Below are 26,627 nucleotides of genomic sequence, written 5' to 3'. Positions count from 1 at the left end.
AGCGCTTCCGGTCCCCGAAAGGCCGTGCCGGGAGCCGCCGAGGCCCGGAAGCGAACCGCTGCCCCTTCCTCCGAGCGCACGACCGACGTGTCCGGGTCCACCGCCGACCGGTCTGCGGCTCCGGCGAAGGCCGAGGCGCGGAGTGCCTCCCCTTCCTCCGAGCGCACGTCCGCCGAGCGGTCCCCTGCTCCGGGGAAGGGCGCCGCCCAGGCGCCCGCTCCCGTGGAACCCGTTCCTGTGAAGGAGAGCGCTCCGGGCGCTTCCGCTCCGGCGACTCGAACGTCCACGGCTCCCGAGCCCGACCGGTCTGCGGCTCCGGCGAAGAGTGGCGCGCAGCCTTCCGCGGCTCCTGCTGACCGGAAGCCCGCTGTGTCCGACTCTGCCACCGACCGGCCCCCGGCACCGGCGAAGGCCGCTACGCCGACCGCCTCCTCCGAGCGCGTGTCCGCCGAGCGGCCCCCGGCTCGGGAGAAGAGCGGCGGGCAGGCTTCCGCTCCCGTGGAACCCGTTCCTGTGAAGGCGAGCGCTCCGGGCGCTTCCGCTCCGGCGAAGAGTGGCGCGCAGCCTTCCGCAGCTCCTGCGGACCGGAGGCCCGCCGCATCCGACTCTGCCGACGACCGGTCCCCGGCACCGGCGAAGGGCACAATGCCGACCGCCTCCTCGGAGCGCACGTCCGCCGAGCGGTCCCCGGCCGAGCCCGCCGCGGGTCCGGCTCCGGCGACCGACGGCCGTGGGCCGAACGCCACCGGCACGGCGGCCTCCGGTCCGGCGAAGCCCGGTGCTCCGGCCGAGCGGACGGAGGCCGGTTCCGCCTCGCGCACGGCGGCGTCCCGGGGCGGGACACCGCCGCCCACCGTTCCGCCGCTCCGGCCGATCCGCTCCCGCACGCGTCCCGAACGGGCCGACCGCACGGGAGCCCCGGCCGACCCGACCCCCCGATCGGGCGACACCTCACCCCCAGCGCCCGACCAGACCAGCACCGACGACCGTTCCGGCCGTCACGGCACCCGCTCCCCGCGGGTCCCGGCCGGACAGGACGGGGCCCGGCCCCCGGAGGGAGCTCCGCCCATGGCCGACCACACCCACACGCCCTCGGACGAACCGGGGGAGCAGCACGAACGACACAGACCGCACGCCGCCGGCGCTTCCATGAGCCACCAGGCGGCGGACCACACCGCGTGGGGCCACGGGCCCGCCGGACCCGCGGGGCCGCAGGCCCCGGGAGGGCCCCACCACACGTATGACGAGCAGGGATGGCGGGGCCCCCAGGGGCCGCAGCCCGCTCCCCCCTCACCAGGACGACAGGGGTACCAGGTGCCACAGGAGCCCACAGGCCTGCCGCAGCCCCCCGCGGGGTACGGCCACGGCCCCCAGCAGTACCCGCCCGCCCCGGACCCGCGCGGTCCGTGGCAGGACGGCCAGCAGCCGCACGGCTACCCTCCGCCGTACCCCTACGGCGCCTACCAGCAGGCGGCCCCCCCGCCCCAGCCGATGCCGCAGTACCCGGTGCCCTACCCGGCTCCGCACCCGATCGTGACCTACCAGAGCGCCTACCCGGCCCCCTTCCAGCCGCCCGGCTACGTCATGCCGGGGCAGCCGATGGTCTACCCGGTTCCGTACCAGACGCACGGCCAGCCGATCCAGCACGTCATCGTGCTCACCCCCGGCCAGCCGCCGCAGGTCCTCACCGCCGAACCGGTCCAGGACCGCGCCGAGCGCACGGAGCGCCCGGAGCGCGACGACCGTCCCGAGGAGTCCGCGCGCGAGCGCATCGAGCCGGCCGAGCAGCCCAGGGCCCTGCCCCGGCCCGAGGCGGCGGCACCGAGCGCGCCGGCGCCCGAGGCCCCCAGGGCCGAGCGTGCGCCGGAGGCCGCGAGCGCCCCCGCCGCCTCCGCCCCCGAGGTCCCCGCCGCTCCCGCGACCGGTTCCGCCGGGCAGACGGAGACGATCCTCAACGAGGCCCTCGCCGGTCTGGCCATGCGGGACCTGTCGCTGGTGGACGCACTCCTGGAGATGGTCGAGGAGCTGGAGACCGACGCCAAGGACCCCGACCTCCTCGACAAGCTCTTCCAGATCGACAACTTCGCCACCCGTATGCGCCGCAACGGCGAGAACTTCCTCGTGCTGACCGGCCACGACGGGGGCGAGTCCGACGCCCACGACGAGATCGTCCCCCTCCTCGACGTGGCCCGCGCCGCGACCTCCGAGATCAAGGACTACCCCCGTGTCCGCCTCGGGAAGCTGCCGCAGACCTCCATCACCGGTATGGCGGCCGACGACATCAGCCACCTCCTGGCCGAGCTGCTGGACAACGCGACGGCCAACTCGCCCGAGCACTCCCAGGTCGTCATCAGCGCCCGGGAGATGGACGACGGCCGGTTGATGATGATCGTCGAGGACGAGGGCGTGGGCATCCCCGAGCACCAGCTCGGCGAACTCAACGACCGGCTCAGCGGCTCGCCGAAGCTCGACGACGACGTGCCCCGGCACATGGGCCTGTACGTCGCGAGCCGGATCGGCCGCAAGCACGGCCTGGAGACCCGGCTGGAGTCCCGCGCGTTCCGCGGGGTGAACGCCTACACCATCATCCCCAAGGAGCTGCTGCGCGTCGCGACGCCGCCGACCCCGGGCAAGCCCCGGACCTCGGCGGTCCCCTCGACGCCGGGCCCCTCGGTCGGAACCGGGTCCCAGGCCCTCACGCCCCCTCCCGTGACGGGAACCAACGGAGTGAACGGCAGCTCTGCCTCCAAGCCCACCAACGGCGGAGACCCCTCCGTCACCGCCGCGGGCCTGCCCCGGCGCAGCGCCACCCCGCACGGCTCGCCGCTGCGGATGATGCCGCACCCGAAGTCGGTCCCTCCGCCCTCGCAGGCGCCGGACACACCCAAGCTGACTGGCGACGCAAGAGCCGAGCAGATCCGAGACGACCTCGGCGACTTCCTCGACGGCGAGCGCGAGGCACGCGAGGAGTCCGACGGCCAGGAGGGCGGCGCCACGTGAGCCCCCACCGGACCGACGCGACGCCGGCGCCTATGCGCACCACTGACCACCAGCGAAAACGACACACGGCCGAGGCAGGTTATCCGCGATGACTGAACCCGCAAACGACAGCGTTGAGAACTTCTCGTGGCTCATCGACAGGTTCGTCCGCGACGTCCGAGGAGTCGAGCACGCCGTGGTCGTCTCCTCCGACGGCCTGGTGCTGACCCACTCCAGTGACTTCCCCGAGGAGCACGCCGAGCAGCTCGCCGCCATCGCCAGCGGGCTGCACAGCCTCGCCGTCGGTGGAGCGAACCTGTTCCAGCGCGGGGACTGCGAGCAGCTCCTGGTGCGCTTCAACCAGGGACACCTGTTCATCATGGCGATCAGCGACGGCTCCTGCATGGCCGTCCTGACCGCGCCGGGCACGGAGTTGAAGCTCGTCGGCTTCCAGATGACCAAGCTCGTGGAGAACGTCGCCCACGTGCTGACACCGCAACTGCGCTCGCAGCTGCGGGAAGTCATCCAGAACTGACGACGGCGACCCGAAACGGTTCACAGGGATCATGAGAAGGTTGCCACTGAAATGAGCTTCCGCAGGCGAAGGAGCAACCGCGTCCGCCCGTTCACCTTCACGGGTGGCCGGACGCGATCGCGGCATCCGCTGATGGTGCAGACCCTGGTCTCGACCTCTGAGCCGGGCCAGGAACCACCGAGCACCCTCATGCCGGAGTCCATCAACATCTACAGACTGTGCCGGGAGACGCGGTCACTCGCCGAGGTGTCGGCCGAGTTGAACATCCCCCTGGGCGTCACCCAGGTCCTGATCAGCGACCTGGCCGAACAGGACCTGGTGTACATCCACCCGACCATCACCGGCAGCAGTCCATCGGAAAACCAGGTTCTGGAGAGGGCTCTTCGTGGTCTCGAACGACTTTTCCAGTGACAGCAGGTCGAATCGCAAGAAGATGTCGAGCAAGATCGTCATCGCCGGAGGCTTCGGCGCCGGCAAGACGACCTTGGTGAGCTCGGTGTCGGAGATTCCGCCGGTCACGACCGAAGCGATCATGACCGAGGCCAGCATCGGTCACGACGACAACTCGATCACACCGCACAAGACGACCACCACCGTCGCGATGGACTTCGGCCGCATCACCGTCGACGACGAACTGATCATGTACATGTTCGGGACGCCGGGCCAGGCCCGGTTCTGGTTCATGTGGGACGATCTCGTACGAGGCGCGGTCGGCGCCGTCGTCGTGGTCGACTGCCGCAGGCTCGCGGACTCCTTCGACGCGGTGGACTACTTCGAGACGACCAAGCGCATCCCCTACATCGTCGCGCTGAACAAGTTCGAGGGCCTCCTGGAGTACACCCCCGAGCAGGTTCGCGAGGCGCTGGAGATCAGCCCCGAGGTGCCGATCATCGACTTCGACGCGCGCCACCGGAGCTCCGGCGGCGACGTGCTCAAGACGCTGCTCCGGTACGCCCTCGAACACAACCGCGCGAGCGAACCCGTCGCCTGACGGGCGGGGAGCGGTCCAGCACCGGTCCCCTCGTCACCGTTGATTCCCCCAGGAAAGTTAGCGACAGATGCGCAAAATCCTTATCGTCGGAGCGGGCCACGCCGGCCTGCACCTGGCCCATGGCCTTCTGACCGAGGGCTATGACGTCACGGTGATCACGGGGCAGTCCTCGATGGAGATCCGGACCGGCAAGCCCTCGGTCTCGCAGCTCACCTTCCCGACGGCTCTGAACTACGAGCGTGAGCACAACCTGGACCTCTGGAGCGCGCTGTCGCCGCAGATCAGGAACCAGAGGGTGCATCTGTACCCGAAAGGCGACGAACCCGTCCGCACGTTCACCGGCAGGACCGGAGAGGGGAACGACTACACGGTCTCGGTGGATCGCCGCGTCAAGATGGCCGACTGGCTGGAGTACTTCGAGGACCGCGGCGGCAAGGTCGTGATCCACGGCGTCACCGTCACCGACCTCGACTACTTCTCGCGCATGTTCGAGCTGATCATCGTGGCGGTCGGGCACGGCGAACTCGGCCAGCTCTTCGACTACGACGAGAGCCGGTTCAGCGGGGCCAGGCCCCGCTCCATCGCCCAGGCCCAGATCTACGACGTCTGGCCCTGGGACGACGATGACGAGAACATCGGCTGGGCGGCGTCGGCGGCCGACGCGGGCAACATCATCTTCATCCCGATCCTCACGCAGGAGGGGCCCTGCCACAACCTGCTGATGGTGGACAAGCGCGGGGGTCCCATGGACGCCTGGCCCGACCGGCCGGGCCCCGAGGAACAGCTCCGCCGGATGAAGGACCTGCTCCGCCAGTACGCGCCGGAGTACTTCGAGCGGGTCAAGGACGCGGTCCTCTCGGACGGCCGCAACAGCACGCTGGTGGAGGAGCTGACCCCGCAGGTCCGCAACCCGGTCGGCGTGCTGCCGTCCGGAGGGCGGGTGCTCGGCATGGCGGACGTGGTCGTCACGATGGACCCGTACGTCGGGCAGAGCTGGAACAACTCGACCAGGTGCGCCAAGGCCTACCTGGAGAGCATCATCGAGCACGGTGACCGTGAGTTCGACGACGCGTTCCTGGTGCGCACGTTCGACCGCTTCTGGGAGTTCGGCCTGCACAACCAGCTCTGGTCCGAGATGAATTCCACATTGTGGGACAGCGGTGACCTTCCGTCGTACTTCTACGATCTGCTCGACGCGGCCCGGGACTTCCCCGAAGTGGGCAACCGCTGGATCCAGGGATGGGACTACCCGCCGGACTTCGGGACCTGGCTCCTTGATCCCGACCGCGCCATGCAGTTCGTCGCGGAGGTCCGGGCGCGGTCGGGTTCCTGACCTTCGGCCGCTGCGGCGAGAAGCCCGATGCCCCAGGCGCATCGGGCTTCTCGCTGTCCGAGAGCAGATGGCATCAGAGTTACGTCTATGACCGAATGCCTGCCCCGTTTGACCGAAAAGAAGCAGTTCGTTGTCATGCGTCGTGGCCAGCGGTTACGATCCCTCATGTTGAAGTCTGTTGCTGTAAGTGGCATATGAAAGACGATGGGGCTGATGTACGTCTAACTGTGGTATGGCGACTATTTGTCGTGTATGTCTACCTTCGGGTAGACGTTTTCGGCTCGATCAGGAAGGTGCTCCGTGTCTCCCCGCGCGTCCTCCTCGCACCTGTCCCGTGTCACCTTCCCTGCCCCTGAAGACCGCGACCCCCGTTCCGTGGGCGAACCGCGCGTCGTAGCCCAGTAAATACTGTTCTGACCTGCGGAAATATGCGACGCGCTCGTGCATTTGCACGGCACGCGCACAATGGCGTCCATGGGCCGGCGTGCGAACGGCGCGAGAACGTGAAGCGTGATCGGAGCTAACGCGATGAGTAGTGACCATCCGTCCGGCAGGCTGGAGGGCCCAGAGGCCCTCGTCGCGGTGGTCGGAGTCTCCCTCCGGCTCCCGGGGGCGTCGACTCCCGACAGCTTCTGGAGACTGCTCTGCGAGGGCCGGGAGTCCATCTCGGCGCCACCGGAGCGACTCGGTGTCACCTCCCCGTCGCGGGACCACTACTGGGGTGGATACCTCGACCGGGCCGAGGACTTCGACGCGGCCTTCTTCGGCATCTCTCCGCGTGAGGCCCTGGCCATGGACCCCCAGCAGCGCATCATGCTCGAGCTGAGCTGGGAGGCCGTGGAGCACGCCCGGATGTCCCCGGACGCCCTGCGCGGTTCGGACACGGGCGTGTTCACCGGCGCCATCGCCTCCGACTACGCGCTGCTCCAGCAGCGGGCCGGCCACGGCGGTGCCACCCACCACACCCTCGTCGGCACCCAGCGCGGCATGATCGCCAACCGCGTGTCCTACTCGCTGGGACTGTCGGGCCCGAGCCTGACCATGGACAGCGGGCAGTCGTCCTCCCTCGTCAGTGTGTACATGGCCATGGAGAGTCTGCGCCGCGGCGAGTGCGGACTGGCGCTGGCGGGCGGAGTCAACCTCATCCTGACCCCGGAGAGCACCGAGGGCGTGGAGAGCTTCGGCGGACTCTCGCCGGACGCCCGCTGCTACACCTTCGACGCGCGCGCCAACGGCTACGCCCGCGGTGAGGGCGGCGCCGTAGTCGTCCTCAAACCCCTGGAACGTGCGCTGGCCGACGGCGATCCGGTCCACGCCGTGCTGCGCGGTGGCGCCGTGAACAATTCTGGACAGACCTCCTACCTCGCGCGACCTGACGTTCACGGACAGGAGTCGGTCCTGCGTGCGGCCCACCGCCGGGCCGGGATCGACCCGGCGCAGGTGGGCTACGTCGAACTCCACGGCACCGGCACCCCCGCGGGGGACCCGGTCGAGGCCGCCGCGCTCGGCGCGGTGTTCGCCGACGGCCGTGAGGAGCCGCTGCGCGTCGGATCGGCCAAGACCAACATCGGGCACCTGGAGGGCGCCGCGGGCATCGTCGGCCTGGTCAAGACCGTACTGAGCCTGTCCCACGGGCAACTGCCGCCCACCCGCAACTTCGCCGAACCCCACCCCGACATCGATCTGGAGGCGTTGCGGCTGAGCCCGCAGACGCGCCGCGAACCGTGGCCCGCGGACGCGCCGCTGGCCGGGGTGTCCTCCTTCGGGATGGGCGGCACCAACTGCCACCTGGTCCTCGGCCCGCCCCCGCCGCCCAAGGCCCAACGCTCGGGCGCCACCACGGGGGAGACGGTCCTGGACCCCGTTCCGTGGGTGCTGTCGGCGCGGTCGGAGGAGGCGCTGCGCGCGCAGGCCTCGGCCCTGCACCACTTCGTCTCCGCCCGCCCCGGCCTGCTCGCCCACGACGTGGGCCTGTCCCTGGCCAGGACTCGTACCGTCTTCGAGCACCGGGCCGTCATCTTCGCCTCCGGAGGCTCGGAGGCCCGGGAGCTGGAGGCCGTGCGCGCCGACCGGGCCGCCGGCGCGGCCGGGCGGGCCCGGCCCGTGATGGTCTTCCCCGGCCAGGGCGGACAGTGGGAGGGCATGGCCCGCGAGCTGTTGGACGACGACAGCGCCCTGGCACGGGCCTTCGCCAAGCGGCTGCGCGAGTGCGAGCGGGCACTGGACCCCTACGTGGACTGGTCGTTGACCCGCGTGCTGCGCGGCGAGCCACAGTCCCCGTCACTCACCGGGACCGGCGCGCGCGTGGACGTGATCCAGCCGGTGCTGTGGGCGGTGATGGTCTCCCTGGCCAGGGCGTGGGCGGAGCTGGGCGTCGAACCCGCCGCGGTGATCGGCCACTCCCAGGGGGAGATCGCCGCCGCCTGCGTGGCCGGGATCCTGACGCTGGAGGACGCGGCGCGGGTGGTGGCCCTGCGCAGCCGGGCCCTGATCGCGCTCGCGGGCAGCGGGGGGATGGCCTCCCTGGGGCTGTCGCCCGACCGTGCCGAGGCGCTGGCCGAGGCCGACCCCGAACTCCACCTGGCCGCCGTCAACGGCCCCGAGTCGGTCGTGGTCTCGGGGACGCCCGCGGCGGTGCGCCGCGCCGTGGAGCACTGCGCCGACGCGGGCGTGCACGGCTCGCTCGTGGACGTCGACTACGCCTCGCACTCGGCGCACGTCGAACGCATCCGCCAGGACCTCCTCGAACGCCTCGGTGAGGTCGCGGCCCGGCCCGGCCGGGTCCCGTTCTTCTCCACGGTCCTGGGCCGCCGGCCGACACCGGACGACCCGCCCATGGACGCCGAGTACTGGTTCCGGAACCTGCGCGGCACGGTCCGGTTCGCCGACGCCGTGCGGGCGGCGGCCGTGTCCGGGCACACGTCGTTCATCGAGGTCGGCCCGCACCCCGTCCTGACGTTCGGTATCGAGCGCACACTGGCCGCGGACGGGATCGACGCCGCGGTCCTCAAGACCCTGCGGCGCGACTGCGGGGACCGGGCCCAGCTGCTCGCGGCGGCGGCCCAGGCGTTCACCGAGGGCGTGGACGTGGATTGGGAACGCCTGTTCCGCGGGACGGGGGCACGCAGGATCGACCTGCCCACCTACGCCTTCCAGAGGCGGAGCTTCTGGCCGGGAGCCGAGCAGGAGCCCGAGCCCGGAGAACGGGACGCCGCCGAGGACGGCACCAGGGACCTGATCACCGCGCTCGTCGTGCGGGTGCTCGGACAGCGCGCGCTCTCCGCCGCCGACGAGCAACGGGCCTTCCGTGACCTGGGTTTCGACTCGGTCATGCTGCTCGAACTCGCGGCCAGGGTCAGGGACCGCACGGGTGTGCCACTGGAGGCGACGACCCTGTTCGACCTGTCCACGCCCGCGGCCCTGGCCGACCACCTGGTCGCGGAGTTGGGTGAACGGGTGCCGGCGGCGCCCGGGGCCGCGGAGGACGCCGACCCCGAGTCCTCCCCTCCCACCGCGCCGCCCTCGAAGGTCCGGGCCGAACGATCCCCCGCCCCCGCGGCCCCGGCCCCGGACGACGACCCGGTCGCCATCACGGCCATGGCCTGCCGGCTGCCCGGCGGGGTCCGCACCCCGGAACAGCTCTGGCGGCTGGTCGAGGACGGGGTGGACGCGATCGGCGACTTCCCCGACAACCGCGGCTGGGACCTGCCCGGCCTCTACGACCCCGAACCCGGCACCCCCGGCCGCACCTACGCGCGCGCGGGCGGCTTCCTCTACGACGCCGACCTGTTCGACGCCGACTTCTTCGGCATCAGCCCCCGCGAGGCCGACGCGATGGACCCGCAGCAGCGGCTGCTGCTGGAGACCTCCTGGGAGGCCGTCCACCGGGCCGGGATGAGCACCGACGACCTGCGCGAACGCCAGGTCGGGGTGTTCGTCGGCGCCATGCCCACCGAGTACGGGCCGCGGTTGGCCGACCAGGGCGCGGGGGGCGACGGCGGCTACCGGCTGACCGGCAGCACCCTGAGCGTGGCGTCGGGCCGCATCGCCTACGTCCTGGGCCTGCGCGGACCGGCGATGACCATCGACACCGCGTGCTCCGCCTCGCTCGTGGCCCTGCACCAGGCGGCCCAGGCCATCCGCCGGGGCGAGTGCGAGATGGCCCTGGCCGGCGGCGCCACCGTGATGGCCACCCCCGGCATGTTCCTGGAGTTCTCCGCCCAGCGCGGGCTGTCCCCGGACGGGCGCTGCCGCGCCTTCGGCGCCGGGGCCGACGGCACGGCCTGGGCCGAGGGCGCGGGCATGCTCCTGCTGGAGCGCGCCTCGCAGGCCCGCCGTGCGGGACGTCCCGTGCTGGCCCTGGTCAAGGGCAGCGCGGTCAACTCCGACGGTGCCAGCAACGGCCTCACCGCGCCGAGCCGCGACGCCCAGGAGCGGGTGATCCGCCAGGCGCTGGCCGCGGCGGGACTGGAACCGGGCGAGGTGGACGCGGTGGAGGCGCACGGGACCGGGACCCGGCTGGGCGACCCGATCGAGGCCAAGGCGCTGATCGCGGTCTACGGCGCCGCCCGTGCCGACGGTTCCCGGGAGGACCTGCGACTGGGCTCGCTCAAGTCCAACATCGGACACGCCCAGGCCGCCGCCGGTGTGGCCGGGGTGATCAAGACCGTCGAGTCCCTGCGGCACGGGCGCCTGCCCCGGACCCTGCACGCCGAGGAGCCCACGGACCGGGTCGAGTGGGACGGCAGCGGGCTGCGCGTGCTCTCCGACACCGAGCCCTGGCCGGACACCGGTCGGCCCCGCCGGGCCGCGGTGTCCTCGTTCGGGATCAGCGGGACCAACGCCCACGTGGTGCTGGAGGGCGTGGCCGACGAGGGCGCGCCCGTCACCGTGCCCGAGGACCCCTTCCGCCGCCAACGCCACTGGGCCGTGCCGCCCGCCCCGGTCGCGGCCGCCCCCGAACGCCCCGCCGAACCGCTCATCGACGACGGACTCGCCCTGGCCGACGGCCGCACGGTCTTCACCGGCCGCCTCGGCCTCGACGGCCAGCCCTGGGTACGCGACCACGGCGTGCTCGGCCGTGTCGTCCTCCCGGGTACCGCGCTGGTGGACCTGGCCGCCCACGCGGGCGCGCGTGTGGGCGCGCCCGCCGTCGCCGACCTGACCCTGGAGGCGCCCCTGGTCCTGGGCCGCGGCGCGGGCCTGCGGCTCCAGGTCACCGTGGGCACCGCGGACGAGCGGGGCCGGCGCGACCTGGCCGTGCACGCCCGTCCCGCGGACGCGGCTCCGGACGCCCCGTGGACCCGCCACGCGTCAGGGGCGGTGGCCGCGGACGAGGCCCCCGCCGCCGGCGCCGCGGGCGGTTCCGTGCCGGGTGCCCCCGCCGACACCGATTCCGGGTCCGCGCACGCCTCCGCGTCGGCGGCCCCCTGGCCGCCCGCGTCCGCCGAGTCGCTGGCCGTGTGGCCCGACTACGACCGCCTGCTCCGGCGCGGCTACACCTACGGGCCGCTCTTCCAGGGCCTGCGCGGCGTGTGGCGGCACGGCGACGACCTGCTGGCCGAGGTCGAAGCCCCGGTGCCCGCCACCGGCGGCCCCTTCCACGGACCCCATCCGGCGGTGGTCGACGCCGCGCTGCACGCCCTCCTGCTGCACGGCGGCGACGAGCGCTCCCTGCTGGTGCCCTTCGCCTGGACGGGCGTGCGCGTGCGGCCCGCCGCCGAGGCCGACGCCTCCGGCCGCCTGCGGGTGCGCGCCACCGAACTGGGGCCCGACCGGTACCGCCTCGCGGTCACCGACGCGTCCGGGGCCGCGGTCGTCTCCGTCGACGAACTCGTCCTGCGCCCGCTCGACGAGGACGCCCTTCCGCCGCGCGACCCCGCCGAGCTGCCGGGCCTGTACGAGCTGGTCTGGGAGAAGGCCGACGCGCCGCCGCCGTCGGCGATCGTTCCCGCGGGCCTGCCCGACCTCGACGGGCTGGACCTGGACGGAACCGTGCCGCCGGTGGTCTACACCGAACTGCCCGCCACGGCCGTCTACTCCGACGAGGCGAGCATCCCCGACGCCGTCCGCGAGGGCCTGGACTCGGCCCTGTCGACCATCCGCGCCTGGCTGACCGACCCCCGCACCGAGCACGCGCGCCTGGTCGTGGTGACCTGGCGGGCCGTGGCCACCGACCCCGCCACCCGGCTCACCGGTCTGGCCGCCGCCCCCGTGTGGGGGCTGTTGCGGGCGGCCCAGCGCGAGTACCCCGACCGCCTCGTGCTCGTGGACTCCGACGGGTCGGAGGACTCGCACCGGGTCGTGGCCGGAGCGGTCGGCCTGGGCGAACCCCAGCTCGCGCTGCGCTCCGGCACGGTCCTTGTGCCCCGCCTGGCCAGGGCCGGCTCCGACGACCGGTCGGCCCCGCCGGGAGCGCTGTGGCGGCTGGACACCCGCCGTCCCGGTTCGCTCCAGGAGCTGGAGCTGCTGCCGGCGCTGGAGGCCGGCGGCCCGCTCGGCCCGCAGGAGGTGCGCCTGGCCGTCCGCGCCGCCGGAGTGAACTTCCGCGACGTCGTGGTGGCGCTGGGCCTGGTCGAGAACGAGACCGGCATGGGCATCGAGGGCGCCGGCATCGTCCTGGAGACCGGCGCGGACGTGGTCGGCCTCAGCCCGGGCGACCGGGTCACCGGGATGTTCGACGGCGCGTTCGGCCCGATCGCGGTCGCCGACGCCCGCAAGCTCGCCGCCATCCCGCGGGGCTGGTCGTTCGAGCAGGCGGCGGCGGTACCGGTGGCCTTCCTCAGCGCCTACCACGGCCTGGTGGACCTGGCCGCGGTCCGCCCCGGCGACAGCGTGCTGGTGCACGCCGCCGCGGGCGGTGTCGGCACGGCCGCCGTGCAGCTGGCCCAGCACATGGGCGCGTCCGTGTTCGGCACGGCCAGCCCGCACAAGTGGGCGGGGCTCTCCGCCTACGGCCTGACCGAGGACCGCCTCGCCTCCTCCCGCGACCTGGAGTTCGAGGAGCGGCTGCGCGAGGCCAACGGCGGGCGCGGGATGGACGTGGTCCTCAACTCGCTCAGCGGCGAGTTCGTGGACGCCTCCCTGCGCCTGCTGCGGTCGCCGGGCGACGGCGACGGCCCCGGCGGCCGGTTCGTGGAGATGGGCAAGACCGACATCCGCGCCGCGGAGGACGTCGCCGCCGCCTATCCGGGCCGCGGGTACCAGGCGTTCAACCTGCCCGACGTCGCCCCGGAACGCGTCGGGCAGATGCTCACCCGCGTGATGGAACTGCTCGCCAAGGGCGTGCTCTCCCCGCCGCCGACCGTCGTCCACGACCTGCGGAGCGCCCAGGACGCCCTGCGCTCGCTCCAGCGCGGGGAGAACATCGGCAAGCTCGTGCTGTCGGTGCCCGCGCCCTACCCGCAGGAGCGCACGACGCTGGTCACCGGCGGCACCGGAACCCTGGGCCACCGGCTGGCCCGCCACCTGGTCACCGGCTACGGCGTGCGGCACCTGCTGCTGATCAGCCGCAGCGGCCCGGAGGCCGGGGGCCAGGCCGCCCGCACCGCCGAACTGGAGGGGCTCGGCGCCCGCGTGGAGGTCGTGGCGTGCGACGCCGCGGACCGCGCCGCCCTGGGCGCGGTGCTCGCGAACATCCCCGAGGACCGGCCGCTGGGGGCCGTGGTGCACACCGCCGGCGTGCTCGACGACGCCACCATCGCCACCCTCACCCCCGAGGGGATCGACCGCGTCCTGCGCCCCAAGGTGGACGCCGCGTGGAACCTGCACGAGCTCACCGCCGACACGGAGCTGGGGTCCTTCGTCCTCTACTCGTCGGCGGCGGGCGTGCTGGGCAACCCGGGGCAGGCCAACTACGCGGCCGCCAACGTCTTCTGCGACGCCCTGGCCCACCACCGGCGCGAGCGCGGGCTCCCCGCCACCTCACTGGCCTGGGGGCTGTGGGCCGGCGAGAGCGGGATGACCGCGCACCTGGACGACACCGACCTCGGCGTGCTCAGCAGGGGAGGGCTCGCACCGATGCCCCCCGAGGACGCGCTGGTCCAGTTCGACACGGCCCTGCTGTGGGGCCTGGTCAACGGTGTCCCCGCGCTGCTGGAGCCCGACGGCGCCGCCGACGTCCCGGTCCTGCGCGGACTGGTCGCGCCGACCGCCACGGCGACGGCCGCCGGTACGGCCACCGGCGCGGAGGCCGGATCCGGGCCCGCGCCCGCCGACCGGTTCACCGGACTGCCCGAGGCCGACCGCGAACGCGCCCTGCTCGCCGAGGTGCGCGCCCACACCGCCGTCGTGCTCGGCCACGCGCCGGAGGCCGGCCCGGCGCGGATCGCGTCGGACCGGCCCTTCACCGAACTCGGCCTGGACTCGCTCACCGGTGTGGAGCTGCGCAACCGGCTGAGCTCCGCGACGGGTGTGCGGGTCCCGGCCACCGCGGTCTTCGACCACCCCACCCCGCGCGCCCTGGCGCACTTCCTGACCGGACTGCTGGAGCCCGACCAGAGGGAGATCCCCTGGCAGAGGCAGGCCGACCCCCGCGTACCCGCGTCCTCGGAGGATGACGGCGAGCGGGACCGGAACATCGATTCCATGGGGGTGGACGCTCTCGTGGACCTCGCACTGCAGGGCGAACCCCCAGCCGCACGTGGACAGGAGACAGCACATGACTTCCGATGACCACCGTCTGGTCGCGGCGCTCAGGTCCGCGCTGAAGGAGAACGCGCGACTGCGCGAGGAGCTCGACCACGTCGCCCGCCCCGAGCCGGTCGCCATCGTGGGGATGGGCTGCCGCCTGCCGGGGGGCATCGGTTCCCCCGAGGCACTGTGGGAGCTGGTCGTCCACGGGCGGGAGACCGTCGGACCGCTGCCCGACGACCGCGGATGGGACCTGGCGGCCCTGCGGGGCGAGGGCGGCGGAGCGCCCAGGTCGTCGATGGCCCAGGGGTCCTTCCTGGACGCGGCGGCCGCCTTCGACCCGGGGCTGTTCAGTATCTCCCCGCGGGAGGCCGAGGCCATGGACCCCCAGCAGCGCCTGCTCCTGGAGGTGGCGTGGGAGAGCCTGGAACGCGCCGGGATCAGCCCGTCCTCACTCAGGGGAACCGACGCGGGGGTGTACGTCGGCACGACCGCGCCGGAGTACGGCCCCCGACTGTCCCAGGCGCCGGAGGACGGCCTGGCGATGACCGGTACCGCCCTCAGCGTGGCCTCCGGGCGCATCGCCTACACGCTGGGGTTCACCGGTCCGGCGATCAGCCTGGACACGGCCTGCTCGTCGTCGCTGGTGGCCGTCCAGATGGCGGTACGCGCGCTGCAGGCGGGCGAGTGCTCCCTGGCCCTGGCGGGCGGGGCCACGGTGATGTCCTCGCCCGGACCGCTCACGGAGTTCACCCACCTGGGCGGGCTGGCGGCGGACGGCCGCTGCAAGGCCTTCGGAGCGGCCGCCGACGGCGCGGGCTTCTCCGAGGGCGTCGGCCTGGTGACCCTGGAACGCCTGTCGGACGCCCGCCGCAACGGCCACCGGGTCCTGGCGGTCATCCGGGGCGGGGCGGTCAACCAGGACGGCGCCTCCAACGGCCTCACCGCACCCAACGGGCCCTCCCAGGTGCGGGTGGTCCGCAAGGCCCTGACCGACGCCGGACTGACGGCACAGGACGTCGACCTGGTGGAGGCGCACGGCACGGGGACCACGCTCGGAGACCCCATCGAAGCGCAGGCGCTGCTGACCGCCTACGGGCAGGAGAGGCCGGCCGACCGCCCGCTCTGGCTCGGATCGCTCAAGTCCAACATCGGCCACACCCAGGCCGCCGCCGGTGTCGCGGGACTCATCAAGGTGGTGGAGGCCCTGCGCCACGGGGTGCTCCCCAGGACCCTGCACGCCGACGATCCCACGCCGCACGTGGACTGGGACTCCGGAGCCGTCCGGCTGCTGACACGGGAACGGGCCTGGCCGCGGACGGACCGCCCCAGGCGGGCCGGCGTCTCCTCGTTCGGGATGAGCGGTACCAACGCCCACGTCATCGTCGAACAGGCACCGGAGGCCGTCGGCGAGTCGCGTCCGGACCGTGCCGCCGCCCCCCGGCGGAGCCTGCCGTGGATCCTGTCGGCACGGGACGACGAGACGCTGCGCGCGCAGGCGGCCCGGTTGCGCGACCACGTCCTCGACCACCCGGACACGGACCCGGCCGACACGGGATGGTCGCTGGCCACCACACGCGCCCAGCTCGAACACCGCGCCGCCGTCGTCGCCGAGGACCGCACGGCCTTCGCCGCGGCACTGCGGGCGCTGGCCGAGGGACACCCGGAGCCCACTACCGTGCTCGGCCGGGCGCGCGGCGATCGCCACCCGGTCTTCGTCTTCCCCGGCCAGGGCGGCCAGTGGGCCGGCATGGCCGTCGAGCTCATGGACACCTCCCCTTCGTTCGCGGAGCGCCTGGCCGAGTGCGAGAAGGCGTTGGCGCCCTACGTCGACTGGTCCCTCACGGACGTCCTGCGCGGCAGGGCGGACACCGCCCTGACGGAGCGGGTGGACGTCGTGCAGCCGGTGCTGTGGGCCGTGATGGTCTCGCTCGCCGCACTGTGGAGCGGCCACGGAGTGCGGCCGGCGGCCGTGGTCGGGCACTCCCAGGGGGAGATCGCGGCGGCCTGCGTGGCCGGGGCGCTCTCGTTGGAGGACGCCGCGAAGGTCGTGGCCCTGCGCAGCAGGGCGCTGCTGGAGCTGTCGGGCACCGGGGCGATGGCCGCGGTCGCCCAGGGGCCGGAGGACGTCACCGAGCGCGTCGCCGGGCTGGGCGGACGTGTGCACCTGGCGGCGGTCAACAGCCCGGCGTCGACGGTGGTCGCCGGGGAACCGGAGGCCGTGCGCTCACTGGTCGAGGAGTATGAGGCCGCGGGGGTGCGGGCACGGACGATCGCGGTCGACTACGCGTCGCACACCCCGCACGTGGCGCGCATCCGTGAACGCCTGAGCCGGGAGCTCGCGGGGATCGGTCCGCGCCGGCCGGACGTTGCGATGTACTCCTCGCTCACCGGCGCGCGGCTCGACGACACGGTCCTGGACGCCGCCTACTGGTACCGGAACCTGTCGAACCCGGTCGAGTTCGCCGAGGTCACCCGTGCCCTCCTGCGGGACGGGCACGACGTGTTCGTTGAGGTGGGCCCGCACCCCGTGCTGGCCGCCCACGTCCAGGAGACCGCCGAGGCGCACGGCGCCCCGGACACGGTCGTCCTGGACACCCTGCGCCGCGACGACGGCGGCCTGCGGCGGTTCACGGCCTCGCTGGCGCGGGCGCACTGCCACGGCGTCGACGTCGACTGGGCCGGGGTGTTCGGTGAGGACCCCCGTGTCGTGGACCTGCCCACCTACGCCTTCCGGCACCAGGACTTCTGGCGGGCGGGCGGCGGGGACGGCTCCGCGGCCGGCGCCGGGGCGGCCCCGGCCGCCGCCGACGGCGGAGGGGGCCCCGACCCGGCGGCGGACTGGGTCTACCGGGAGGAGTGGGTGCCGGTCGGCGCGGTCGCCGGACGGCCCGCGCACACCGGTACGTGGCTGCTGCTCGGCTCGGACCCGTCGGATCCGCTCGTCACCGACATCGTCGCGGCTTTCGACCGCAGGGGGTGCCGGACCCGCATCGTGGACGCACCGGCCTCCGTCGACCGCGAGGGCCTGGTCGGCCTCCTCGCCGACGCCCAGGGGAGTACGGGCGCGGTCGCCGGTGTCGTGGCACTCAACGCCGTGGACGGGGCCGACCGAGGCGGCGGACTCACGCGCCCCACGGCCTCCACCGCTCACCAGAGCACCGTCCTGCTCCTGCAGGCCCTCGGCGACGCCGCGGTGACGGCACCCCTGTGGTGTGTGACCCGGGGCGCCGTCACCGCCGGGGGCACGGTGAGCGACCCCACGTCCGCCCTCGTGTGGGGGCTGGGCCGGGTCGCGGCGCAGGAACACGCCGACCGTTGGGGCGGCATGGTCGACCTGCCGCCCGCGGACGCGCAGGGCACGGGCGAGAGCCTCGTCTCGGTCCTGACCGGGGAGAGGGGCGCGGACGAGGACCAGCTCGCGATCCGCGACGGCGGCGTCCGGGCCCGCAGACTCGTACGGGCACCCATCGGCGGGACCCGGGCCGTCCGGCGCTGGGAGCCCTCCGGCACGGTGCTGGTCACGGGCGGAACCGGGGCGCTGGGCGCGCACACCGCCCGCTGGCTGGCCCGGCGCGGCGCGCAACACCTGCTCCTGCTGAGCAGGCGGGGGAAGAAGGCGCCCGGGGCCCGGGCCCTGGAGGCGGAGCTGCGTGCGACCGGGGCCGAGGTCACCATCGCTTCCTGCGACGTCGCCGACCGGGCCGCCCTCGCGGCCGCCCTGGAGCGCGTGCCCGAGAAGTACCCGCTGCGCGCGGTGGTGCACGCCGCCGCCTCCCTGGACGACGGGGCGATCGACGTCCTCACCCCGGACCAGGTGGCGTGCGCGCTGCGCGCGAAGGGCGACGCCGCCGTGCACCTGCACGAACTCACCCTGGGCATGGACCTGTCGGCGTTCGTGGTGTACTCGTCGGTCTCCGCGGTGTTCGGCGTGACCGGCCAGGGCAACTACGCGCCGGGCAACGCCTTCTGTGAGGCGCTGGTGCACCACCGGCGCGCGCTCGGGCTCCCGGCCACCTCGGTCGCCTGGGGCGCCTGGGCCGGCGGCGGGATGGCCGAGGACACGGCGGTGGCCGAACTCCTGCGGCGGCACGGGCTTCCGACGATGGACCCGGAGGCGGCGATCACGATGCTCGAACGCGCGCTCGACCGGGACCTGCCCGCGCTCGCCGTCGCGGACGTCGACTGGCCCCGCTTCCGGGCGGCGTTCACCGTGCACCGGCCCAGCCCCCTCCTGCGAGCCCTCGAACCCTCCTCCGCCGACCGGGCAGGCAGCGCAGCGGCCGTGTCCGGCGGCCTGGAGCCACAGCTGGCCGAACTCGACCGGGCCGGACGCCGAAGGGCGCTCACCGAGCACGTCCGCAGGGAGGCCGCCGCGATCCTCGGCTACGCCTCCGGGGACATGCTGGACGACGACCGCGGATTCAAGGACCTGGGGATGGACTCGGTGACCGCCATCGAGTTGCGCAACCGGCTGTCCGCGCTCACCGGGCTGAGCCTGCCCGCCGGGCTCGCCTACTCCTACCCGGCCTGTGCGGTGCTCGGCCGACACCTGGAGGAGCGCCTGTTCGGCGACGCCCAGCAGATCGTGATGACGCGGATCGACGGCATCGAGGAGGCCCTGAGCGAGGACGGGGACCCGGGCGTGGACCGCGAGGCCGTCGCCCGGCGGTTGCAGGACCTGCTGAAGCGGCTCACTCCGTCGCTGGCGGGGGCGGACGCGGCCGACGGGGACCTGGAGTCGGCGAGCAGGGAAGAGCTGTTCGCCTTCATCGACGACGCCCTGCGTGACTGACCGCTTTCCCGACCCCCTGACCCCTCCGCGATCCGCCATGGGTCGTGGGCCATACGAATCGGTGAGGCGACGCCAATGACGGAAGACACGCGGCTGCTCGACTACCTCAAACGGGTCACCGCCGACCTGCGCCGTACCCGGGCCGAACTGGACGACCTGCGTTCGCGCGACCGCGAACCGATCGCGATCGTGGGCATGGGCTGCCGGCTGCCGGGAGGGGCGGACACCCCCGAAGCGCTGTGGGACCTGTTGCGCGACCGCGTCGACGCGGTCGGCGACCTGCCGACCGACCGCGGGTGGGACCTGGCCTCACTCGTGGACCGACCCGGCGCGACCCGGGCGGGCGGCTTCCTGGGCGACGTGGCCGGGTTCGACGCGGAGTTCTTCGGGATCTCACCGCGTGAGGCGGCGGCCATGGACCCGCAGCAGCGCCTCCTGCTCGAAGTGTCATGGGAGGCGGTCGAGCGCTCGGGAATCGACCCCTCCACCCTCGCCGGGAGCGCGACGGGCGTGTTCACGGGGATCAGCGCCACCGACTACGCCGGCGGCGCGGCCTCGGGCGCGCTTCCCGTACCGGAGGAGGCGCGGGGATACCTCCTGACGGGAACCGCCCCGAGCGTGGCCTCCGGGCGCGTGGCCTACTCGCTGGGACTGGACGGGCCCGCGCTGACCGTCGACACGGCCTGCTCCTCCTCCCTGGTGGCCGTCCACCTCGCGGTGCGCGCGCTGCGCCGGGGGGAGTGCTCCATGGCCCTGGCGGGCGGTGCCACGGTGATGACGGCTCCGGCCCTGTTCACCGAGTTCGCCCGGCAGGGCGGGCTGTCGGGCGACGGTCGCTGCAAGTCCTTCGGCGCGCACGCGAACGGCGCGGGATTCGCCGAGGGCGCGGGCGTGGTGGTACTGGAGCGGCTCGCGGACGCCCGCCGGCACGGACACCGTGTCCTCGCGGTGATCCGGGGGAGCGCGGTCAACCAGGACGGCGCGTCCAACGGGCTGACGGCCCCCAACGGGGCCGCGCAGGTCCGGGTGGTCCGTGCGGCCCTGGAGGACGCCGGCCTGTCCGCGGACGACGTCGACGCCGTCGAGGGGCACGGCACGGGCACGGAACTGGGGGACCCGATCGAGGCCCAGGCGCTGGTCGACGTCTTCGGCGCGGACGGCGGTACGGGCACGGTGGGCCTCGGTTCGCTCAAGTCGAACATCGGGCACACCCAGGCGGCGGCCGGCGTGGCCGGGATCATCAAGATGGTGCTGGCGCTGGGGCACGGGCTGCTCCCCGCGTCCCTGCACTCCGAGGAGTCCACTCCGCTGGTGGACTGGTCGGCCGGGCGGATCCGCGTGCTCTCCGAGCCCAGGCCGTGGCCCCGCGGTGAGCGGACGCGACGGGCCGGCGTGTCCTCCTTCGGGATCAGTGGGACCAACGCGCACGTCATCGTCGAGGAGGCCCCGCTGGACGTCCCCGACGAGTCGGAGGAGGGGGCGCCCGCCCTCACGGACGGTGCCCCGCCCTGGGTCCTGTCCGCGCGTTCCGCACCGGCCCTGAGGGAACAGGCGGCGCGCCTGCTCGGCCACCTGGAGTCGACGGACGAGCCGGAACCGTCCGGTATCGCCCGGGCCCTCGCCACGACGCGGACGGGCTTCGCGCACCGGGCCGTGGTCTGCGGGGCCGATGGGGACGCCCTGACCGAAGGGGTCCGCGCGCTGGCGGAGGGCCGGTCCGCGGACGGTGTCGTCACGGGAACCGCCGGCCGGGCCGGACGGGGCGCCTCCACCGTGTTCGTGTTCCCCGGCCAGGGCGGGCAGTGGGCCGGCATGGCTCAGGGCCTCCTTGAGTCCTGCCCCGTGTTCGCCGAAGCCGTCGACGCCTGCGAGGCGGCACTGGCACCGGTCGTCGACTGGTCCCTGACGGCGGTGCTGCGGGGCGGCCCCGGGGCTCCGGCCGTGGTCGGCGCCGGCGCCCGTGTGGACGTGGTGCAGCCCGTGCTGTGGGCGGTGATGGTGTCGCTCGCACGCGTGTGGGAGTCGGCGGGAGTCGTGCCGACCGCCGTGGTGGGCCACTCCCAGGGGGAGATCGCCGCCGCCTGCGTGGCGGGAGCCCTGTCCCTGGAGGACGGCGCGCGGGTCGTGGCCGTGCGCAGCCGGCTGCTGCGGGACCTGGCCGGACACGGCGGCATGGCCGCCGTCGCCGTCGGCCCCGAACGCGCCGTGGACCTGATCGCTCCCTGGAAGGGGCGGATCGGCGTGGCCTCGGTGAACGGTCCCGCGTCGACCGTCCTGTCGGGGGACGAGGAGGCGGTGGCGGAACTCGTCACCACCTGTGAGAGGGAGGGCGTCCACGTGAGGCGGGTGGACGTGGACTACGCCTCGCACTCGCCCCACGTCGAGCGGATCCGAGCCGACCTCCGTTCGGCGCTGGCGGACCTCCGCCCGCGCAGGGCACGGCTGCCCATCCATTCCACCGTCGCGCCGTCCGCGGAGTGGTCGCCCGGTTCCGCTGCGGGGGGCGGGCGGATGGCGGGAACCGAGTTCGACGCGGACTACTGGTACCGCAACCTGCGCCATCCGGTGCTCCTCACCCCGGTGATCGACGAGCTCTCCCGGCGGCCCGGGGCCTTCGTCGAGATCAGCCCGCATCCGGTGCTGTCCCTGGCGATCGAGCAGACGCTGGAGTCGGCCGACCGCACCGACCGGGCGGTGCTCTCCACGCTGCGGCGCGGCGACGGAGGGCCCGCACGGCTCCAGACCGCCCTGGCCCAGGCCCACTGCGCCGGAGTCGGCGTCGACTGGGCGCGGGTCGTCGGCGGCACCGGCACCGGCCGACCGGCACCCGAACTGCCCACCTACCCGTTCCAGCGCCGCCGCCACTGGCTGTCGGAGGTCCCGCCCGCGGCCGACCCCGCCGCGCTGGGGGTGGAACGGGCCGGGCACCCGCTCCTCGGTGCCAGGATCCCCGTGGCCGACACCGGGCAGACACTGTTCACCGGCGTACTCGACCGCGCCCGGGACGGCTGGCTCGCCGAGCACACGATCGGTGGGCGGATCCTCCTGCCCGGAACGGTCGTGGTGGAACTGTTCCTGCACGTCGGACGCGAGTGCGGATGTCCGGAGATCGCCGACCTCACTCTCACGGCCCCCGTGGAGGTCCCGTCCGCGGAGGGCGCCCCCGGGCTCCGGGTCCAGGTCATGGTCGACACGCCCGACGGCACGGGAAGGCGCGTCGCCCGGCTGCGGACGCTCCCCCCCGGGGAGCGGGAGTGGAAGCTGCACGCGGAGGGCGACCTCGTGCCGCGGACCCGGCACCGGCCGCTTCCCGACACGGCGCGGGGCGCCGGCGCCGTGGAACTGCCGGTGGACGGCGCCTACGACACGTTCGCCGAGAACGGGTACGACTACGGTCCGGCCTTTCGCGGGCTGCGCGACGCCTGGGAGGACGGGGCCGGGCTGGGGGCCGAGATCGAACTGCGCGCCGCCCCGCCCGGAGCCGCGCGGATGGCGGGTCCGCACCCCGCCCTGACCGACGCGGGACTCCAGACGCTCCTGCTGAGCCACCTGTGGTCGAGCGCGGGACCGGATCGGCCGCTGCCCTACTCCTGGAACGGGGTGCGCCTGCACACGTCCGAGGCGCCGTCCCGACTGCGCGTGCGCGCCGCCCGCACCGGGACCGACACGTGGACCGTGGCGTTCACCGGCACCGACGGCGCTCCGGTGATGTCCGTCGACCGCCTCATGGTGCGCCGTGCGCCGACCACCGCCGACACCTCTCCCGGCGCCCTCTTCCACCAGGACTGGACCGAACTGGAGCCGCCCGCGGACGGGGCGGGCCGGACGGGCGGGGCCCCCGCGGGCACCTGGGCCGTGCTGGGCGAGGCCGGTCCAGCGGGAGCGACCAGGTACGCCGACCCGGCCGGGCTGGCGTCGGCGCTGGACGCGGGCGCGCCCGCGCCGGACCTGCTCGTGGTGCCCGCGGGCGGTGGCGACGGACCCGCGCCCGAGCGGACCAGGACCGAGCTGCTGCGTGTGCTGGACCTCGTCCGCCGCTGGTTGGCTGACGACCGCCTGGGTGCCACGAGGATCGCGTTCGTCACCGCCGGTGCGGTGCGGCCGGAGGAGACGGGTGAGGCCCTCCCCGTGGACGTCGTCGGGGCGGCGGTCTGGGGGCTCGTCTCCTCCGCGGAGACGGAGAACCCGGGGCGCTTCCTCCTCGCGGACGCGCCCCGGATCGACGAGCCGCTGATCGCGCTCATGGCGCGGACGGGGGAGCCGCGGGTGGCCGTGCGCGACGGACGCGCGTACGTTCCGCGGCTGACTGAGACCGCGGCCGACGACGGCGGTCTGCGGCTGCCCCAGCGGCGCACGGACTGGCGTCTGGACGTGCGCGGGACCGGCAGTGTCGACGACCTGGTGGCGGTGCCCGACGGTGAACAGCGCAAGCCCCTGGCCGAAGGCGAGATCAGGGTCGCGGTGCGCAGCGCCGGGCTCAACTTCCGCGACGTCCTGATGGCCCTCGGCATGCACCCGGAACCGGGCGCCATCGGCAACGAAGGGGTGGGGACCGTCCTGGAGACCGGCCCGGGAGTGCTCGACCTCGCGACCGGGGACCGGGTGATGGGAATCTTCTCCGGTGCCTTCGCGCCGACCGCCGTCATCCGGCGCGAACGGGTGACACGGGTTCCGGAGGGGTGGGACGACGCCTCGGCGGCCGCCGTACCCGCCGTCTATCTGACCGCCTATCTCGCCCTGGTCGAGGACGCCGGTCTCCGTCCGGGCGAGCGGGTCCTCATCCACTCCGCGGCCGGCGGCGTGGGCCAGGCCGCGGTGCACATCGCCCGGCACCTGGGAGCCCGTGTGCTGGCCACGGCCAGCCCGGAGAAGTGGGACGTGCTGCGGTCGATGGGTGTGGCCGGCGATCACCTCGCCCACTCCCGCCGACTCGACTTCGAGGAGCGGTTCCGGGCGGTCTCCCCGCCCGTGGACGTGGTCCTGAACTCGCTCACTGGCGAGGCGATCGACGCGTCGCTGAGGCTGATGGCGCCCGGTGGGCGCTTCGTGGAACTGGGGCACAAGGATGTCCGTGACCCGGGCCGTGTGGCGGCCGACCACGGCGGCGTCGACTACCGGACCTTCGACCTGTCGGCACTGGATCCGGAACGCCTGCAACGGGCGTACGGGGTGATCGTCCCCCTCCTGGAGAAGGGCGAACTCCCCGGTGTGGACGTGACCCGCTTCCCCGTCGAGCGGGCCGTGGACGCCTTCCGCCTCATGCAGCGGGGCCACAACGTCGGCAAGATCGTCCTGGACATGGCCACGCGGTTCCGTCCCGGCGGTACCGTCCTCGTCACGGGGGGCACGGGGACGCTCGGCGCACTGGTGGCACGCCACCTGGTCGTGCGGCACGGAGTCACCAGCCTTCTCCTGGTGGGACGCCGCGGGCCGGACGCCCCCGGGGCCTCGGAACTCGCCGAGGAGCTGGGCGCGTTGGGCGCGCGGGTCCGTGTCGAGGCGTGCGACGCGGCCGACCCGGAGCAGGTGCGCGCGCTCCTGGACGATCTGCCCGCGGACCACCCGCTGACCGCGGTCGTGCACGCCGCCGGCGTGGTCGGCGACGCCACCGTCACCACGCTCGGCCCCGACGTCCTGGACCGCGTCCTGCGGGCCAAGGCCGACGCGGCGTGGAACCTGCACGAGGCCACCGCGGACCACGACCTCGACGCCTTCGTCCTGTTCTCGTCCGCGGCCGGGGTGTTCGGATCGGCCGGGCAGGGCGGTTACGCCGCGGCGAACGCGTTCCTGGACGCCCTCGCCCTGCACCGCCGCTCCCTCGGGCTCCCGGCGCAGTCGCTCTCCTGGGGCCGGTGGGAGGGCAGGAGCGGCATGACCCGCGGCCTCGGTGACACCGAGACCGCGCGGATGGCGCGTTCGTGGGGCATGGAGGGCCTGGGCGACGACGAAGGGTGCGCTCTCATGGACGCCGCGGCGGCCACGGGCCGGGCGCACGTGCTGCCGGCGGCGCTCGACCTCGCGGGCCTGCGCGCGCGGTCGGCGTCGACGGGACCGGTGCCCCCGCTCCTGCGCGGACTGGTGGGCGGCCCGGCCGCGGTCGCGGCGGCCGACGACCCCGGAGGGGACCGGTGGCGCCTCCCGCCGGCCGGCGAGGAGCGCCGGGCCCAGCTCGCCGAACGGATCGGCGAGCGGGCGGCCGAGATCCTCGGCCACCCCGCCGGGCAGCGGCTGGAACCGGACCAGGACTTCCTGGAATCGGGGTTCGACTCACTGACGGCCGTCGAGCTCCGCAACCGCCTGGGCGAGGCCACGGGGCTCCGCCTGCCCGCGGCGGTCGTCTTCGCCCATCGGACACCGAACGCCCTGGCGGCCTACGTGGACGGCGAACTGGCGGGGCAGGGCGCCCAGCCGGCACGAGCGCCCGCGCACGCCTCCGGAGACCTCGTGGACCTGTTCCGGCGGGCCTGCGCGGCGGGCCGGGCCGAGGAGGCGATCGGTCTCGCCCGGACGGCGGCCCGGTCCCGACCGGTCCTGGCCTCCGACGACCCCTGGCCGAGCGCGACGACCTCGCTCGCCTCCGGTCCCCGGCGTCCTGTGCTGATCTGCGTCCCCTCGCTGGTGATGACCTCGGGGAGCCAGGAGTTCGCCCGGTTCGCCGAGGCGTTCCGGGGCAGGCACGGCGTCCGGGCCCTGGAGATGCCGGGATTCCTCGACGGCGAGCCGTTGCCCGCCGATCGGACGGTCGTCGCCCGAGGACTCGCCGCCGCCGTTCTGCGCGCGGCGGACGGGGAGCCGTTCGTCCTGGTGGGGCGGTCCTCGGGAGGGTGGGCCGCGCACGCGGCCGCGGAGGAGCTGTGCCGCCGGGGACACGAGCCCCTGAGGCTGGTGCTGGTCGACACGCCCCTGCCGGACGAACCCGGCGTGATGCCGATCGTCACGGAGGCGGTGAACGCGCGCGCGCAGGAGTTCGGGCTGCTGGACACGGCGAGGCTCACGGCGATGGGCGCTTACACGGGCCTGTTCACCGACTGGTGCCCGGGCCCGCTGACCTGCCCGACCACGCAGGTCCGGCCGGTCGACCCGATCCGGGTGTCGGACGGACGGGACCTGGGCCGGGGATGGGACTGGCCGGTCGACCACGAGCGGGTCGAGGTACCGGGCGACCACCTCACCATGCTGGAAGCGCACGCGGGCACCACGGCGGAGGCCGTGCTGGGGGTCCTGCGCGACGCGAAGCAGCGACGGCGGGGTTTCGGCGTCCGGCGCTGGATGCGCCCGGCGAGGAACCGGGTGTGAGCCGGGGGCCCCGGTGTGATCCCCGCTCCGGGTGAGCCCCGCGTCTCCCGTGCTCCGGAGCACGGGA

8 protein-coding genes are annotated in these 26,627 nt (G+C 74.2%); all 8 read left to right on the top strand.

Translation table 11 applies throughout. The features are described from left to right. The first annotated feature begins 1,314 nt into the window (after positions 1 to 1,314). The 8 genes from ADL05_RS01385 to ADL05_RS01350 all read left to right on the top strand — a co-directional run bounded on the left by ADL05_RS01385 (position 1,315) and on the right by ADL05_RS01350 (position 26,560). Positions 1,315 to 3,000: an ATP-binding protein gene (locus ADL05_RS01385; RefSeq protein ID WP_231640555.1), complete on the top strand. Its 1,686-nt coding sequence runs from the start codon at positions 1,315 to 1,317 to the stop codon at positions 2,998 to 3,000. Positions 3,001 to 3,088: 88 nt separating this feature from the next. After that, positions 3,089 to 3,514 (top strand): roadblock/LC7 domain-containing protein, encoded by a 426-nt coding sequence (locus ADL05_RS01380; RefSeq protein ID WP_053614966.1) that lies wholly within the window; start codon positions 3,089 to 3,091, stop codon positions 3,512 to 3,514. Between the two features lie 51 nt (positions 3,515 to 3,565). After that, the gene (locus ADL05_RS01375) at positions 3,566 to 3,925 is read left to right on the top strand and encodes a DUF742 domain-containing protein (protein WP_082376014.1); all 360 of its coding nucleotides are present in this window, start codon (positions 3,566 to 3,568) and stop codon (positions 3,923 to 3,925) included. A 22-nt stretch (positions 3,926 to 3,947) separates the two neighbouring features. Further along, positions 3,948 to 4,505 carry an ATP/GTP-binding protein gene (locus tag ADL05_RS01370; RefSeq protein WP_053614965.1) on the top strand — a complete coding sequence of 186 codons (558 nt, stop codon included), beginning with the start codon at positions 3,948 to 3,950 and terminating at the stop codon, positions 4,503 to 4,505. Between the two features lie 67 nt (positions 4,506 to 4,572). Next, positions 4,573 to 5,838, top strand: coding sequence for a styrene monooxygenase/indole monooxygenase family protein (locus ADL05_RS01365; protein ID WP_053614964.1), 1,266 nt, complete (start codon positions 4,573 to 4,575; stop codon positions 5,836 to 5,838). Positions 5,839 to 6,366: 528 nt separating this feature from the next. Continuing rightward, a complete protein-coding gene (locus ADL05_RS01360) occupies positions 6,367 to 14,511 on the top strand; it encodes a type I polyketide synthase (RefSeq protein ID WP_053614963.1) in 8,145 nt (2,714 codons plus the stop codon). After that, on the top strand, positions 14,498 to 19,264 hold the full coding sequence (locus ADL05_RS01355; RefSeq protein WP_053614962.1) for a type I polyketide synthase: 4,767 nt from the start codon (positions 14,498 to 14,500) through the stop codon (positions 19,262 to 19,264). The genes ADL05_RS01360 and ADL05_RS01355 overlap by 14 nt, the downstream gene beginning before the upstream one ends. A 75-nt stretch (positions 19,265 to 19,339) precedes the next feature. Then, a complete protein-coding gene (locus ADL05_RS01350; protein ID WP_082376013.1) occupies positions 19,340 to 26,560 on the top strand; it encodes a type I polyketide synthase in 7,221 nt (2,406 codons plus the stop codon). Positions 26,561 to 26,627: the final 67 nt, after the last annotated feature.

It is taken from the genome of Nocardiopsis sp. NRRL B-16309 (genome assembly GCF_001279585.1).
Classification (GTDB): domain Bacteria; phylum Actinomycetota; class Actinomycetes; order Streptosporangiales; family Streptosporangiaceae; genus Nocardiopsis.
This window is presented reverse-complemented; position numbering and strand designations above follow the sequence as displayed.

Coding starts and splice junctions, on each gene's coding strand:
- ADL05_RS01375 (WP_082376014.1), top strand. CDS start 3,566: ATGAGCTTCCGCAGGCGAAGGAGCAACCGCGTCCGCCCGTTCACCTTC.
- ADL05_RS01350 (WP_082376013.1), top strand. CDS start 19,340: ATGACGGAAGACACGCGGCTGCTCGACTACCTCAAACGGGTCACCGCC.
- ADL05_RS01360 (WP_053614963.1), top strand. CDS start 6,367: ATGAGTAGTGACCATCCGTCCGGCAGGCTGGAGGGCCCAGAGGCCCTC.
- ADL05_RS01355 (WP_053614962.1), top strand. CDS start 14,498: ATGACTTCCGATGACCACCGTCTGGTCGCGGCGCTCAGGTCCGCGCTG.
- ADL05_RS01365 (WP_053614964.1), top strand. CDS start 4,573: ATGCGCAAAATCCTTATCGTCGGAGCGGGCCACGCCGGCCTGCACCTG.
- ADL05_RS01370 (WP_053614965.1), top strand. CDS start 3,948: ATGTCGAGCAAGATCGTCATCGCCGGAGGCTTCGGCGCCGGCAAGACG.
- ADL05_RS01380 (WP_053614966.1), top strand. CDS start 3,089: ATGACTGAACCCGCAAACGACAGCGTTGAGAACTTCTCGTGGCTCATC.